The sequence below is a fragment of the Mesorhizobium sp. M1A.F.Ca.IN.020.06.1.1 genome (assembly GCF_004023265.1).
Lineage (GTDB): Bacteria > Pseudomonadota > Alphaproteobacteria > Rhizobiales > Rhizobiaceae > Mesorhizobium.
In genome coordinates, this window is record NZ_RZSR01000041.1 from 1 (window position 1) to 13,025 (window position 13,025).

The 13,025-nt window shown below is 64.3% G+C and carries 12 protein-coding genes and 3 pseudogenes; 7 read left to right on the forward strand and 8 right to left on the reverse strand.

Annotated features, from left to right (window positions below; translation table 11 throughout):
* Positions 1–79, reverse strand: a pseudogene (locus tag EOA60_RS38720) (SAM-dependent methyltransferase); the annotation flags it as partial.
* A 99-nt stretch (positions 80–178) separates the two neighbouring features.
* Here EOA60_RS38720 and gloB point away from each other — a divergent pair.
* Both gloB and EOA60_RS03565 read left to right on the forward strand, forming a co-directional pair.
* Positions 179–946: a hydroxyacylglutathione hydrolase gene (gene gloB, locus EOA60_RS03560; protein ID WP_095824182.1), complete on the forward strand. Its 768-nt coding sequence runs from the start codon at positions 179–181 to the stop codon at positions 944–946.
* A 10-nt stretch (positions 947–956) separates the two neighbouring features.
* Entirely contained in the window at positions 957–1,388 is a 432-nt protein-coding gene (locus EOA60_RS03565; protein WP_095823994.1) for a cupin domain-containing protein, read from the forward strand.
* Here the strand turns inward: EOA60_RS03565 and EOA60_RS03570 are convergent.
* Together EOA60_RS03570 and EOA60_RS03575 are read right to left on the reverse strand one after the other, a co-directional pair.
* Positions 1,385–2,056, reverse strand: a complete 672-nt coding sequence (locus EOA60_RS03570) for a lysoplasmalogenase (protein ID WP_095799884.1) — start codon at positions 2,054–2,056, stop codon at positions 1,385–1,387. The two genes, EOA60_RS03565 and EOA60_RS03570, sit on opposite strands and share 4 nt — an antisense overlap.
* Positions 2,057–2,199: 143 nt before the next feature.
* A complete protein-coding gene (locus EOA60_RS03575) occupies positions 2,200–2,991 on the reverse strand; it encodes a DUF3108 domain-containing protein (RefSeq protein WP_127335090.1) in 792 nt (263 codons plus the stop codon).
* 253 nt (positions 2,992–3,244) lie between these two features.
* Between EOA60_RS03575 and rpmB the strand changes: the two genes are divergently transcribed.
* From rpmB to EOA60_RS03590, 3 genes are all read left to right on the forward strand, one after another.
* A complete protein-coding gene (gene rpmB / locus EOA60_RS03580) occupies positions 3,245–3,541 on the forward strand; it encodes a 50S ribosomal protein L28 (RefSeq protein WP_066990317.1) in 297 nt (98 codons plus the stop codon).
* Positions 3,542–3,652: 111 nt separating this feature from the next.
* Positions 3,653–4,330, forward strand: coding sequence for a queuosine precursor transporter (locus tag EOA60_RS03585; protein WP_095782450.1), 678 nt, complete (start codon positions 3,653–3,655; stop codon positions 4,328–4,330).
* Positions 4,331–4,416: 86 nt separating this feature from the next.
* Positions 4,417–6,195 carry a polysaccharide biosynthesis protein GtrA gene (locus EOA60_RS03590; protein WP_095823995.1) on the forward strand — a complete coding sequence of 593 codons (1,779 nt, stop codon included), beginning with the start codon at positions 4,417–4,419 and terminating at the stop codon, positions 6,193–6,195.
* A gap of 67 nt (positions 6,196–6,262) precedes the next feature.
* Here the strand turns inward: EOA60_RS03590 and EOA60_RS03595 are convergent, their stop codons facing one another.
* From EOA60_RS03595 to EOA60_RS03610, 4 genes are all read right to left on the reverse strand, one after another.
* Entirely contained in the window at positions 6,263–7,285 is a 1,023-nt protein-coding gene (locus EOA60_RS03595; RefSeq protein ID WP_095823996.1) for an esterase-like activity of phytase family protein, read from the reverse strand.
* Positions 7,282–9,180 carry a cobaltochelatase subunit CobT gene (cobT, locus tag EOA60_RS03600; protein ID WP_095823997.1) on the reverse strand — a complete coding sequence of 633 codons (1,899 nt, stop codon included), beginning with the start codon at positions 9,178–9,180 and terminating at the stop codon, positions 7,282–7,284. The genes EOA60_RS03595 and cobT overlap by 4 nt, the downstream gene beginning before the upstream one ends.
* Positions 9,181–9,233: 53 nt before the next feature.
* Positions 9,234–10,220, reverse strand: coding sequence for a cobaltochelatase subunit CobS (gene cobS / locus EOA60_RS03605; RefSeq protein WP_066990333.1), 987 nt, complete (start codon positions 10,218–10,220; stop codon positions 9,234–9,236).
* A gap of 123 nt (positions 10,221–10,343) precedes the next feature.
* Positions 10,344–10,958, reverse strand: coding sequence for a J domain-containing protein (locus EOA60_RS03610; protein WP_066990335.1), 615 nt, complete (start codon positions 10,956–10,958; stop codon positions 10,344–10,346).
* Between the two features lie 145 nt (positions 10,959–11,103).
* Between EOA60_RS03610 and EOA60_RS03615 the strand changes: the two genes are divergently transcribed.
* Positions 11,104–11,406: a BolA family protein gene (locus EOA60_RS03615; protein WP_067319180.1), complete on the forward strand. Its 303-nt coding sequence runs from the start codon at positions 11,104–11,106 to the stop codon at positions 11,404–11,406.
* Between the two features lie 21 nt (positions 11,407–11,427).
* Here EOA60_RS03615 and EOA60_RS03620 read toward each other — a convergent pair.
* A pseudogene (locus tag EOA60_RS03620) lies at positions 11,428–12,798 on the reverse strand (acetolactate synthase large subunit); the annotation flags it as partial.
* Between the two features lie 11 nt (positions 12,799–12,809).
* Between EOA60_RS03620 and EOA60_RS03625 the strand changes: the two are divergent.
* A pseudogene (locus EOA60_RS03625) lies at positions 12,810–13,025 on the forward strand (hypothetical protein); the annotation flags it as partial.

Sequence of the window (13,025 nt, forward strand, 5' to 3'; positions counted from 1 at the left end):
ACATGGTGATCGCGCGCTCGGCGAGGCGCCCGAGCGTGGTCGAATAGAAGGACCGGAGATCGACGATATCGGAATGCATGCGCCGGACGGTAGCCGCGATATCCGGCGAGTTCAACAAAGGCGGATGACATCGGCGGCCGGGCGCCCTATGTCTGCGGCCATAACGGAGAGCGACGTGATGCCGGTCGAAATCGAACAGTTCATGTGCCGCACCGACAATTTCGGCGTTCTGGTGCATGACCCCAGGAGCGGGCAGACGGCGATCATCGATGCCCCGGAAGAAGCGCCGATCCTGGCTGCGATCAAGCGCACCGGCTGGACCCCGACGATGATCCTGACCACGCATCATCATGGCGACCATGTCGAGGCCAATCTGGCCCTGAAGGAGCGCTTCAAGCTCACCATCGTCGGACCGGAAGCGGAACAGGCGAAGATCCCCGGCATCGACGAGACGGTCAGCCAGGGTTCCGTCATCCGCCTCGGCGAGGAAAAGATCGAGGTCATCGAGACGCCCGGCCATACCGCCGGCCATGTCTCTTACCATTTGCCGGCCTCGAAAGTGGCCTTCACCGCCGACACGCTGTTTGCGCTGGGCTGCGGTCGGCTCTTCGAGTGCAAGCCGCCGGTTATGCACGATTCGCTGAAGAAACTTGCCGCCCTTCCGGCCGAGACCGTCATCTATTGCGGCCACGAATACACATTGGCCAACGCGCGCTTCGCCCTGACCGTCGACCCCAGCAATTCAGCATTGAAAGAGCGCGCCGCCAGGATCGAGAAGCTGCGCGCCGACAATAAGCCGACCCTGCCGACGACGATCGGCGAGGAACTGTCGACCAATCCGTTCCTGCGCTGGCACGACCCGGCGATCCGCAGACATCTCGGCATGGAGAGGGCGAGCGATACGGACGTGTTCGCCGAGATCCGCAAGCGCAAGGATAACTTCTGAGCGCTCCTTTATGACCAGCGCCGCCGAAATCATCGCCGCGCTCGGCCTCGAGCCGCACCCCGAGGGCGGCTGGTATGCCGAGACGTTTCGCGACGCGGAGGGTGGCACGCGCGGCCATTCGACCGCGATCTATTTCCTTTTGGAGCAAGGCCAGCGTTCGGCCTGGCACCGGGTCAAGGACGCGGCCGAGGTCTGGCATTTCTATGCCGGCGCGCCGCTGGCTCTCTCCACGCACGAAGAAGGCTCCGGCACCGTCGTCGAACATCTATTGGGCGCGGCACTTTCCGCCGGCGAGCGGCCGCAGATCGTGGTCCCGGCCGGCTGTTGGCAGTCGGCGCGCAGCCTCGGCGGATGGACGCTGGTCGGCTGCACGGTGGCACCGGGCTTCGATTTCGCAGCCTTCGAGCTGGCCGAGCCGGACTGGCAGCCGAAAACAGCCTAGGCCAGCAGGAAACCAAGCGTGATCGCCAACTGGGCCGCATAATAGAGCACCCAGACCGCGTAGCGCATCCAGACGCGATGCGGCGAGCTCGCGGCCAGCAGGAAGCGCTCTGCCGCCAGCAGCCCGTCCGATATGATGAACAGCACGGCTCCGGCGATGACCCAGGGATGAAAGGTCGTGAGCGCCGAAACACCCATGGCGAGGATCGCCCCGGCATAGACGGCGACCGGAACGCGCAGGGCGGCTCCGACGCGCCGCCAAAGCGCGGCGAGCATCGTGATAACGAAAACCGCCAGCGCCAGCGCAATGGCGCCGCGCCAGGACTCGGCGGTGAGCAGGCCGATTCCGCCACCGGCGTTCAGGAACAAGGCGACATAGGCGACATGTGCGGCAAGAAAGCTCGCCAGCCCTGCAAGAAAGGCTTTTTCACCGTCTTGGGAGAGGAACGCGTCGCCGGCGGCGCTGAGCGCCAGCGCTGCGACGAGCAGCGGCGGACTGCCCTGCATGACGGCGAGCGCCGCCAACAAGGCCACGGCCAGCGTCTTGGCGGCGGAACGGGCGAGGCGTGGCGGCAGCTCGAGCGCAAGGACGTAAATCGCGGCGGCGGCGATCGAGAACAAAAGCGTCGCATTGGGATTGGCGTCGATGCCGCCCGGAAACGGCATCATGCGCGCGCTCCGCCGGTCGCCGGCTTGCGCAGCCCCGAGGCTTTGGTGAGCAGTGCAAACAGCGCCCACAGGGCGTCCGCCGAGAAACCGATCAGTGTTGCGCGCCCCATGCCCCATCCCCAGCGGCGCGCCGTGGCGCCTAACTATTCGGCTGCTTCGAACCGTCTTGCGCTGATGGTCAGCGGGCCGATCTGGGTCCCGACCGTGGCGCGGATCGGCGCATATACGCCGGATTGGCCGACGGGTGCAAATGTCACCATCATGCGGCTTTTGTTCTTCAGGAAGTCCAGCGCCTTGCGGCCCTTGCGATAGCCCGCCACCGGCTCGAAGCCCATCTTGCAGGTGACGGTGTCGCCCTTGTAGCCCGGCACCGAGATCGAGCCTTTCGAGGCATAGGTCAGCGACAGGTTGGCGCGCATCTCGCCATCGTAGAATTTGACGGTCCGCCCGCAGACCTTGTCCAGGCTGTCGGCATGGACGACGGTCGCGGCCATCGGATCGACCACCGATTTCAGGTCGCCGGAGCCGACCGGCACCCAATTCTTGGGATCGCGCTTGCCGGGCTCCGGAACGACCTTCGTCGAGGAGACGTCGCCATCGGCGAAGCGTATGTCGACCACCGATGCCTTCTTGCCGGAAGTATAGTCGGCCCGGAAAACCCGCGGCCGCATCTGCTGGCCCGAAATCGTACCCTTCGACGAGATCGTGCCTTTCGTATCGTCGAACAGCTTGGCGATGCCGGCGGCCGAGACGGTGCCATTGATGGCATAGGTGTCGCCGTCGTAACGGCTGGAAAACGTCGCCCTGGCGACCGAAAGGCCCAGGAACGACACGGTGTATTCGCCCTTGAAGGACTGCGGCGAGGCAGCAGCGAAGGCGGTTGTAGGCACAGCGACGGCGAGCAGCGCGGCAAGGGCTTGGGATGGGCGAAGCATGGCGGCGGCAGGTCCTTGATACTGGCGGAAACGCAACGGTTCCAGCCTGGCAATCCCTTCGCGCAGGGCTTATACGACGAATTCCGGCCTTTATATGGAGCGAGCTTGGCCGCCGCGTAGGTGCCGGAGCTTGACGTAGTGGCGAAATGCAACTATGGAACGCCAACTTTTCCAAAGGCCGCCTGACCGAGACCGCGCGCCGCCTGGCGCGGGCAGAATGGTTTGGCAGGTTTAGAACTGAAGGTTAGACAAGATGTCCCGCACCTGCGAGCTCACTGCCAAGGCAGTCCAGACCGGCCACAATGTGAGCCATGCCAACAACAAGACCAAGCGTCGCTTCCTGCCCAACCTGGTCAATGTGACGCTGATTTCCGAAGTGCTGAACCAGAACGTTCGCCTGCGCATTTCGGCCAACGCGCTGCGTTCGGTCGAGCATCGCGGCGGCCTCGACGCGTTCCTGGCCAAGGCCGACGCCAAGGAGCTGTCGCAGCGCGCTCGCCTGCTGAAGAAGCAGATCGCGAAAAAGCTCGCCGAGCAGTCGGCCGCCTAAAGCTCTCTTTTCAGGCGGGGGACGACCGCCTCGAGCACCGGCTCCAAACTGGTGCTCGGACAGTGAGCGCCGTCATGACGCTCGGCTGGTTCCATTACCCAGGATAAAAAAATGAACTTCCTTTCACGATACCTGCCTTTCGTGGCCGCCATGGCGCTTGTCGTCGTGGCGTCCAACATCCTTGTCCAGTTCCCGATGCAGGGCCAGATCGGCGGCCTGTCGCTGGCCGACCTGCTCACCTGGGGCGCCTTCACCTATCCTTTCTCCTTCCTGGTCACCGATCTTGCCAATCGTCGCTACGGCCCCGCTGTGGCGCGCAAAGTGGTCTTCGTCGGCTTCATGACGGCGGTCGTCTGCTCGATCCTCGTTCCGCCCTTCCTGTTCCGCCACGGTCTGATCGCGTTCGAGACCGCCGCTGACCGGCTGGTGCGAATCGCGGCCGCGTCCGGCGCCGCCTTCCTCGCCGCACAACTGCTCGACGTGACCGTGTTCAATCGTCTGCGCCGGCAAAGCTGGTGGCGCGCGCCGATCGTCGGCACGCTGGTCGGCTCTGTCTTCGACACGGTGGTGTTCTTCGGCGTCGGCTTCTCCGCCGCCTTCGCCTTTGTCGGGCCGAACGACGGCTTCGCGCTGGAGACGGCACCGCTGATGGGCGTGATGCCTGTCGAAACCATGCGCTGGGTGTCCTGGGCGCTTGGCGATCTCTCGGTCAAACTGATCATCGCGGTGGTGGCGCTGATCCCCTACCGGCTGCTTGCCGCCCGCTGGAGCCAGCCGGCCATCGCCTGACCCTTGAAGCGGCCCTTCGCGGCTTTACGCTTTGTTACGGCCATTGGTGCAGGATCGCCAAAACGATCCAGGACATTGCCATCAGCATGACCATCCAGGGCACCGGTTGGAAACATGACCTTCTGCTTTCGCTCTGCGCGACGCTGCTCGTGCTGGGGATCAATGCGATCTCCGGCTTCCCAACGATCGCGGACCTTGGCGCCGACAATGACAGCATGCTGAGGCTGGTCGAAGTTCGCGACCTCTTGGGTGGACAGGGCTGGTTCGATCTTCATCAATACAGGATGGGCCTGCCCGGCGGCTTCGTCATGCACTGGTCGCGGCTGGTCGACACCCCGATCGCGCTGATCATCTTCACCTTCCGGGTCCTAGGCGCCAGCACGGCTGCCGCTGAAAAGGCAGCGCAGATCATCTGGCCGCTTTCCCTATATGGGCTCACCATATTCGTCATCCTGCGCGCTTCCCGGCGTTTCGCCGGTACGGACGTGGCGATGCCTGCGCTGGTGCTGTCCACTGCGGCGCTGTTCTTTATCGGCATTTTCCACCCTGGCACCCTTGACCACCACAACGTCCAGCTCCTGCTCACGGCAGCCAGTCTCTGGCTTATGACGGAGGCTCCCTTCCGGCGGTCAGCCGCTCTTCTGTCCGGCCTGTGTGCAGGCCTCACCCTTGCCGTCGGCATGGAGACGGCGCCTTATGTGGCCACACTTGGCGCCTGCGCCGCCGTGCTCTTCATCGTTGATGAAAGGGAGCGCCAGACCGCGCGCGGCTTCGGCATCGGATTTGCCGCGATAGCTTTGGTGGTTCTCGTTGCCACCATACCGCCGTCGGCCTGGGGCGTGGCCGAGTGCGACGCCTTCTCGGCTTTCCAGTTCGTCATCGCGGCGCTGTCGGGCTTTGGACTGGCGGCGATTGCGGGTCTACCCGGACAGTCGACGGCTAAGCGGCGGTTCCTCTCAATGTCCGCGTTGGCCGTTGCAATTGCAGCCGTTGCGTTCCTGTTCTTCCCGCAATGCCTGGCATCGCCCTATGCCGGCATGGATGAGCGCATTCGCACCTATTGGCTGAACGACGTCGTTGAGGCGCAGCCCTTCCTCAGCGTGGCCGTCAACGAGCCGAAGCTGATGGCGGCGCGTTATGTGACGCCCTTCATCGCAATCCTGTTGATTGGCCTTCAGCTGCGCAGCCGCCGCCTGCGCCGCGAGGAAGCCCTTACCGCCGTGCTGCTGATCGTCGCTTTCGCCGTCAGCCTATGGCAGGTGCGCGGCTCGACCTTCTCGGTTGCCTTCGCGGTGCTGCCGCTCTCGACCTGGATCGCCGGGGTTCGCCTGCAGGCAACCGCCGCGCAGTCGTGGCGCGTCTCCACCCGCATCGCGGCGGCATGGCTGGTGTCGCTCAATGCGACCTGGGCCGGCGTCGCCGTCGCCGCGCAGTCCGTGGTCCAAAAGGCACCCGCAAAGATCAATTCCGATGCCGATCATGCGCTGACCTGCGGCAAGGCCTCGGACTTCAGCGACCTGGCCGGCATGCCGGCAACGACGGTGCTTGCGTCCTCCAATCTCGGCTCCCCCATCTTGATGTTTACCGGCCATAGGGCGTTGGCCGGCCCCTATCATCGCAATGTCGGCGGCAATCTCGCCATGCTCGACGCCTTCATGGGAACGCCGGATGCCGCCCGCGCCATCATTGAGCGCGAGCATGTCGGGCTGGTCGCCATATGCCGCGGCAATTCGGAAGAGCTTTCGCTCGCCGCCCAAGCTCCCAAGGGCCTGGCCGCGAGGCTGCTGAAGCGGGACGTTCCCGATTGGCTGGAACTGGACAGGGCGACGGCGAGCAAGCCGGTCGAGATCTATAAAGTCCGCTGAGGGCGGGCAACTTCGGGACAAATGCGCAGCGGTTTTCCGTCCCGAATTGGACAAAACCAAGCACCGCTCAATCCTGATGCAGGATGAATTCCAGGTAGAGGTTCCGCTGCAGGATCGATTGATTGTCGTCCGACACCAGCGACACCATCAGCGCGCCGTCGTCGCGGGTCCAGACGTCGAGCCCTTCCATATTGTCGATCTGGTAGCCCATATCGGCGTCGATCAGCACCGGGCCGTCGGCGACCGCGCCCTTCTCGATGCTCTCGCCATAGATACGCCTCAGCCGCATCTTCACCCCGCGCGCCATCGAGAAGCTGCGCTCGAGTAGCAGCAGGTCGCCATCGGGCAGGAAGGCGCCGTCGGTGATGTCGAAATTGCCGTTGCGCTTGATGGTGAAGACGCCCTTACTCGGTCCCTCGATGATGGCGGCATAGATGTTGCCGGCCTTGTCGAGGCTCTTTTCCGACACCACGACCAGGCCGCCCTCGTGCTGGCCGTAAGGGTTGGCGTGTGTGACCGTCTCGAAGCCGCGGTTCTGGCGCAGCTCCCGCGCCGGGACCAGATAGTCGAGCGTCTTGAACGGCGCCTTCATATTGTCCGGCTCGACCTTGAACTGGACGACGCGCTGGTCGCGCTCGAAACCGACGGTGGCGATACCGTCCTTGACCGCGAGGCCTTCGGCGTCGACCTCCCATTTCTTCTCGATCGGCTGGCCCGAGGCGTCGACCATCTGCTGCATGCGGAAATTCGACACGCCCGAGGGGCGCTTGTCGGCATCGTGGGTGATGGTGCCGAAGAACCACAAGCCGGTATCGGTGACGCCGATGAAATCGCTGCCTGATTTGAGGAAGCGGAAAGCCGAAAGTGCGCCGAAATCGCGCGACGGCGAGGTCATCTCCAGCCCGCCGACGAACTCGAGCGACCCGAACTGTTTCCGGTCGCGGCCGATATGGAACTCGGTGATCGGCCGCGCTGAAACTTCGATCGCCTCGACCACAGCGCCTCCCTCGGCGAAGACCGGAGAGGCGGCCGAACAGGCCAGCGCGCAAACAAAAGCCGTCCGCCGGAATCCGCCCCGCGAAAGGATCATCCGGCGCGCCTCAAACCACCGCGCCGCGTGTCGCGCGCGCTCTCCTCGCCGAACAGCGATGCCAATTGCTCCGTCATGGCGCCGGCCAGCTCTTCGGCATCGACGATGGTGACGGCGCGGCGATAGTAGCGCGTGACATCGTGGCCGATGCCGATGGCTAAAAGCTCCACCGGCGAGCGCGTCTCGATGAGATCGATCACCGCGCGCAAATGGCGCTCCAGATAGTTGCCGGGGTTGACCGAGAGCGTGGAATCGTCGACCGGCGCGCCGTCCGAGATCATCATCAGGATCTTGCGCTGTTCCGGCCGGCCGATCAGCCGGTTGTGCGCCCAAAGCAGCGCCTCGCCGTCGATGTTTTCCTTGAGCAGACCCTCGCGCATCATCAGGCCGAGATTGCGGCGCGCGCGCCGCCACGGATGGTCGGCGGACTTGTAGATGATGTGGCGCAGATCGTTGAGCCGGCCCGGATTCGACGGCTTGCCGTCCTTCAGCCACTTCTCGCGTGCCTGCCCACCTTTCCACGCACGTGTGGTGAAGCCGAGGATTTCCACCGAAACCCCGCAGCGCTCCAGAGTGCGCGCCAGGATGTCGGCGCAAGTCGCGGCAACCGTAATCGGCCGCCCGCGCATCGAGCCCGAATTGTCGAGCACCAGCGACACCACCGTGTCGCGGAACTTGGTGTCGCGCTCCTGCTTGAAGGACAGCGGCTGCATCGGATCGATAACGACGCGCACCAGCCTGGATGGATCGAGATAGCCCTCCTCCAGGTCGAAATCCCAGGAACGGTTCTGCTGCGCCATCAGGCGGCGCTGCAGCCGGTTTGCCAGGCGGCCGACGACGCCAGAGAGATTGGCGAGCTGCTTGTCGAGGAAGGCGCGGAGCCGGTCGAGCTCCTCTTCCTCGCAAAGGTCCTCGGCCCCGACCGTCTCGTCGAAGGCGGTGGTGAAGACCTTGTAGTCGATTTCCTTAGGCAGGTTGAGGAAGGGATTTTCGTTGCGGCGCGCCTCGCCTGGCGTCTCGGCGTCGGAATCATCCTCGTCGGAAAGATCGTCCGATGTGGCGTCGGTCGCCTCCGTTTCGGCCGACTCTTCCTCGTCGGCCGAAGCCTCCGCGTCCTCGGACTGCGACTGTTCGGAGCCGGAATCGTCCTCGCCGCCTTCCTCGCTCTGCTCCTCGCCCTGCTGCTCGTTTTCCTCGTTGTCCTCCGAGTCTTCCGTCTCCTGGTCGTCGCCGAGTTCCTCGGCCATCTCCATGGAGACGAGCATGTCGCGCACGATGCGGGCGAAGGCTTGCTGGTCATCGAGCCTGGACGACAGGCCGTCGAGGTCGCTGCTGGCCTTTTCCTCGACCCAGGGCCGCCACAGATCGACCAGTCGCTCGCCGCTCTTCGGCACGGTGCGGCCGGTGAGCTTTTCGCGCACCATCAGCGCCACCGCCTCCTCGAGCGGGGCGTCGGCCTTGTCCTTGACGTCGACCAGGTTTGCCCTGGCGTATTTGTCCTCGAGCATCGAGCCGATATTGTCGGCCACGCCCTGCATGGCGCGGCTGCCGATCGCCTCGACGCGGGCCTGCTCGACGGCATCGAAAATAGCCCGCGCGAGCTTGCCTTCCGGCGCCAGCTTGCTGTGGATGCGCTGATCGTGGCAGGCGCGCTTCAGCGCCATGGAATCGCCGATGCCGCGGGTGATCGCGATGTCGGTCCGGGAAGCCTTTTTCGGCAGTTCGGGCAGGCGGGCGCGGTTGCCGGCCAGCGCCGGCCGGTCCTTGGCGAAGCCGACCTCGAGATCCTTGTCGCCGGCGACGGCGCGCATGCAGACGGTGACGGCGCGCTTGAAGCTGTCCGCTTCAGACCCGTTCTTCGGCTTGTTGCGCGTGTTGTCGCCCGGACCCGCCATCGATCATTCCTTGCGCGTTGTGGTCCGAAAGGCCAAGCCTTCCGGCACGCGCCTTACCCCAGCACCACGTTGGCGGCGCTCTCCGGCAGATCCTCGCCGAAGGCGCGCTGGTAGAATTCGGCGACCACCGAACGCTCCAGCTCGTCGCATTTGTTGAGGAAGGTGAGCCGGAACGCCATGCCGATGTCGCCGAAGATCTCGGCGTTCTCGGCCCAGGTGATGACCGTGCGCGGGCTCATCACCGTCGACAGGTCGCCATTGATGAAGGCCGAGCGCGTCATGTCGGCGACGCGCACCATCTTGTTGACGATCTCTTTGCCCTTGCTGTCGCGATAGTGCTTGGCCTTGGCCAGCACGATCGACACCTCGTTGTCGTGCGGCAGGTAGTTGAGCGTTGTGACGATCGACCAGCGGTCCATCTGCGCCTGGTTGATCTGCTGCGTGCCGTGATAGAGCCCGGTGGTGTCGCCGAGACCCACCGTGTTGGCGGTGGCGAACAGCCGGAAGGCCGGATGCGGGCGTATGACGCGGCTCTGGTCGAGCAGCGTCAGCCGGCCCGACGATTCCAGCACGCGCTGGATGACGAACATCACGTCCGGGCGTCCGGCATCGTACTCGTCGAAGCAGAGCGCGACGTTGTGCTGATAGGCCCAGGGCAGGATGCCGTCGCGAAATTCCGTGACCTGCAGGCCTTCCTTGACGACGATGGCGTCCTTGCCGACGAGATCGATGCGGCTGACATGGCTGTCGAGATTGACGCGCACGCAGGGCCAGTTCAGGCGCGCGGCGACCTGCTCGATATGGGTGGACTTGCCGGTGCCGTGATAGCCCGACACCATGACGCGGCGGTTGTAGGCGAAGCCGGCGAGGATCGCCAAGGTCGTTGCCTTGTCGAACAGATAGTCCGGGTCGATGTCGGGCACGTGCTCGGTCGCCGCCGAATAGGCCGGAACCACCATCTTGGAGTCGAAGCCGAATTTCTCCTTCACCGGCACCGTCGTATCGGGCAGGTTGGCGATGTCGCGATCGACCTTGTTCATCTCTATCAACGTCTCCACGGGCGAAACGCCGCGTTTCGCCGGCAATCGATTTTGTTCGGGGGCGGTCTTAGAGCCTTTTCCAACCTTATGAAAGTTGGAAAACGACATGGACCGTAGGGTCGCTCAGCACAATCCTGCTTGCTTGAGCACGCGATAGGCCTGCAGCACATCGCGGAACCGGTCTTCCGAACCTCTGTCGCCGCCATTCGCATCCGGATGGTGGCGCTTCACGAGTTCCTTATAGCGCGCCTTGATATCCTTGCCAGTCGCCTTTGTATCAAGGCCAAGCGTTTCCAGCGCCTTGGCCTCAAGCGGCTTTGCCTTGCGCTCGCGCACTTCGCGCGTTCCGCCGCCGAACAGATTGAAGGGATCGCGCATGCGGTTGTAGTAGCCTGCACGCCCGGAGCGCTGCTGCGCGAAGTCGGGTGCCGAACGCATGCCGCCGCCATTGGCGCCCATGCGCCAGGTCGGCCGGTGTCCGGTCAGCGCCTCTTTCTGGAAGCGGGCGATCTCGCTGTCCGACACGCCCGAGAAGTAGTTGAAGCTCTTGTTGTATTCGCGCACATGCTCAAAGCAGAAGCGGAAATACTCGCCCTCCTTCAGGCGCCCGACCGGCGCGCGATGCGTACCGGCCTCGCTGCAACCGTCCCACTGGCAGATCGGCGCGCGCGACTTCAGCTCCGCGTCCTTTTCCGGCCGGATGCGAATCTTCTCGAAATATTTGGGATACGGTTTCATCCTCACCCATTTATGGGCTGTTCGCTACCGCGAAACAAGAATTGACATTTCGCCGATGATCGCCCTAACCGCTGAATCGCGGCCTAAAGCGGTCGAAAGCACAGATTTTGCGGCGGTACCGCAGATGTGGTGAAGGGAAGCCCCGATGTCCATACAGTCGACGATGGAAAACAAGCTGAAGGCGGCATTTTCGCCGGAAAGGCTCACCGTCATCAACGAAAGCCATCTTCACGCCGGCCATCACCACGTCGAGCACGGCCACGAGGCCGTCTTCGACGGCACCGGCGAGACCCATTTCCGCGTCCGTATCGTCTCGCAGAATTTTGCCGGGATGAACCGCATCGAGCGCCACCGCGCCGTCAATCGCCTCCTTGCCGACGAATTGAAGGCCGGCGTGCACGCGCTGGCGATTGAGCCTGCAGCACCTGGTGAGAAGACACGCTGGTAAGCTCGGCGGGCCGGGGGCCGCTCAGATCACCGCTTCGATGAGGAACGGCCCCGGACGCGACAGCGCGCTGTCGAGCAGCGAGTCGAAGCGCTCGCATGTGTCGGCGCGGGCTGCTTCCACCCCCATGCCGGCTGCCAGCGAAACCCAGTCCAGAGCCGGCTGATCAAGGTCGAGCATTCGCCTGGCATTCTCGCCGATCGCGTTCACCCCGACATTGCGCATCTCGCCGTGCAGGATGGCGTAGGTCCGGTTGGAAAAGACGATCGTCACCACGTCGAGCTTTTCCCGCGACTGGGTCCATAAACCCTGCACCGTGTACATGCCGCTGCCGTCCGCCTCCAGATTCAGCACCTTGCGGCCAGGACAGGCGATGGCCGCGCCAGTCGCCATTGGAATGCCGCCGCCGATCGATCCGCCTGTGCCCATCATGTAATCGTGCGGGGCGGCAAAGGCCGAGAGCGCAAAATAGCGCCGCGCCGAGGTGACGGCCTCGTCGCAGACGATCGCATTCTCCGGCAGCTTCCGGGCTACCGAAAGTGCAACCGCGTCGTCCGTCAGCTTGCCGCGCGGGGCCGGCTCATTGGGAAAGGCCGTGGCGACGGGCACCGGCTGCGACGGTTTGATGCCCAGTTCGTCGCGAAGCGCAGCGAGTGCCGCCTTCAAATTCTCGCCATGCTCGGCCAACGACATCACTTCACAGTCTTCGCTCACAAGCCGGCCCGGCTTTCCGGGATAGGCAAAGAACGCCACCGGTTCACTGGCTCCGACGAGGATCAGGAGATCGATGTCGGCAAGGAGGGTGCGCGCGGAGTCGATCGGATATGGAACGCGGGTAGGCGCAACGCGGCCCCGGCCGCGCTGCATCCGGGCGATCAGAACGTCGCTGAACAGCCGGACATCCGAAACCGCCGATATCTGTCCGGCGATTTCCAAGGCATCCTCACGCGCGGCCGGCCCACGCAGGATCATGCCGACGCGACCGGGCGCGACGCGAATGGCTCCGGCAATCTTGCGCACGATAGCTGCATCGACCGAAGGCGGCGCCGCAAGCTCTACCTTGGCCGACAGGAGCGGACTGGCCTCTCCCCACGCCGCATCCGCCGGCAGGATCAGCGTAGCGATGCCGGGAGGCGTCAGCGAAGCGCGAAAAGCCGCCTGCGCGGCCGGCGCGACGTCGGCCGGACCGGCGATGCGGCGGACCCAGTTCGACATCGGCGCGGCGAGACCTTCAATGTCGCTGGTGAGCGGCGCGTCGAGCGGCAGGTGATAGGAGGCATGGTCGCCAACGATGTTGATCATCGGCACGCGGGCGCGCCGGGCATTGTGGATGTTGGCCAGGCCATTGGCCAATCCGGGGCCGGTGTGGAGCAGCGTCGCGGCCGATCGGTCGCTTCGTCCCTGCCATGGTGCGGCTGTGGGACGATCTTTTTCGTCTCTGTGAAAAGCACGGCTTGAGAATACTGCTCACCCCGTTCGATACATTTTGGCAGTGGCGGCACTGGCGTCATCACCCCTATAATCAGAGGAACGGCGGCGAGCTGGATCAGCCCTCGCGCTTTCTGGTCTGCACGGCCACGCGCCGCGCCATCAAGGCAAGGCTGGAATTCGCGGTGCGCAGA

What these genes read in the sequence shown, in the direction of transcription:
- EOA60_RS03615 (WP_067319180.1), top strand. Translation starts at nt 11,104, where the DNA reads ATGTCCATACAGTCGACGATGGAAAACAAGCTGAAGGCGGCATTTTCG.
- EOA60_RS03585 (WP_095782450.1), top strand. Translation starts at nt 3,653, where the DNA reads ATGAACTTCCTTTCACGATACCTGCCTTTCGTGGCCGCCATGGCGCTT.
- cobS (WP_066990333.1), bottom strand. Translation starts at nt 10,220, where the DNA reads ATGAACAAGGTCGATCGCGACATCGCCAACCTGCCCGATACGACGGTG.
- gloB (WP_095824182.1), top strand. Translation starts at nt 179, where the DNA reads ATGCCGGTCGAAATCGAACAGTTCATGTGCCGCACCGACAATTTCGGC.
- EOA60_RS03570 (WP_095799884.1), bottom strand. Translation starts at nt 2,056, where the DNA reads ATGATGCCGTTTCCGGGCGGCATCGACGCCAATCCCAATGCGACGCTT.
- EOA60_RS03565 (WP_095823994.1), top strand. Translation starts at nt 957, where the DNA reads ATGACCAGCGCCGCCGAAATCATCGCCGCGCTCGGCCTCGAGCCGCAC.
- EOA60_RS03575 (WP_127335090.1), bottom strand. Translation starts at nt 2,991, where the DNA reads ATGCTTCGCCCATCCCAAGCCCTTGCCGCGCTGCTCGCCGTCGCTGTG.
- EOA60_RS03590 (WP_095823995.1), top strand. Translation starts at nt 4,417, where the DNA reads ATGACCATCCAGGGCACCGGTTGGAAACATGACCTTCTGCTTTCGCTC.
- EOA60_RS03610 (WP_066990335.1), bottom strand. Translation starts at nt 10,958, where the DNA reads ATGAAACCGTATCCCAAATATTTCGAGAAGATTCGCATCCGGCCGGAA.
- EOA60_RS03595 (WP_095823996.1), bottom strand. Translation starts at nt 7,285, where the DNA reads ATGATCCTTTCGCGGGGCGGATTCCGGCGGACGGCTTTTGTTTGCGCG.
- rpmB (WP_066990317.1), top strand. Translation starts at nt 3,245, where the DNA reads ATGTCCCGCACCTGCGAGCTCACTGCCAAGGCAGTCCAGACCGGCCAC.
- cobT (WP_095823997.1), bottom strand. Translation starts at nt 9,180, where the DNA reads ATGGCGGGTCCGGGCGACAACACGCGCAACAAGCCGAAGAACGGGTCT.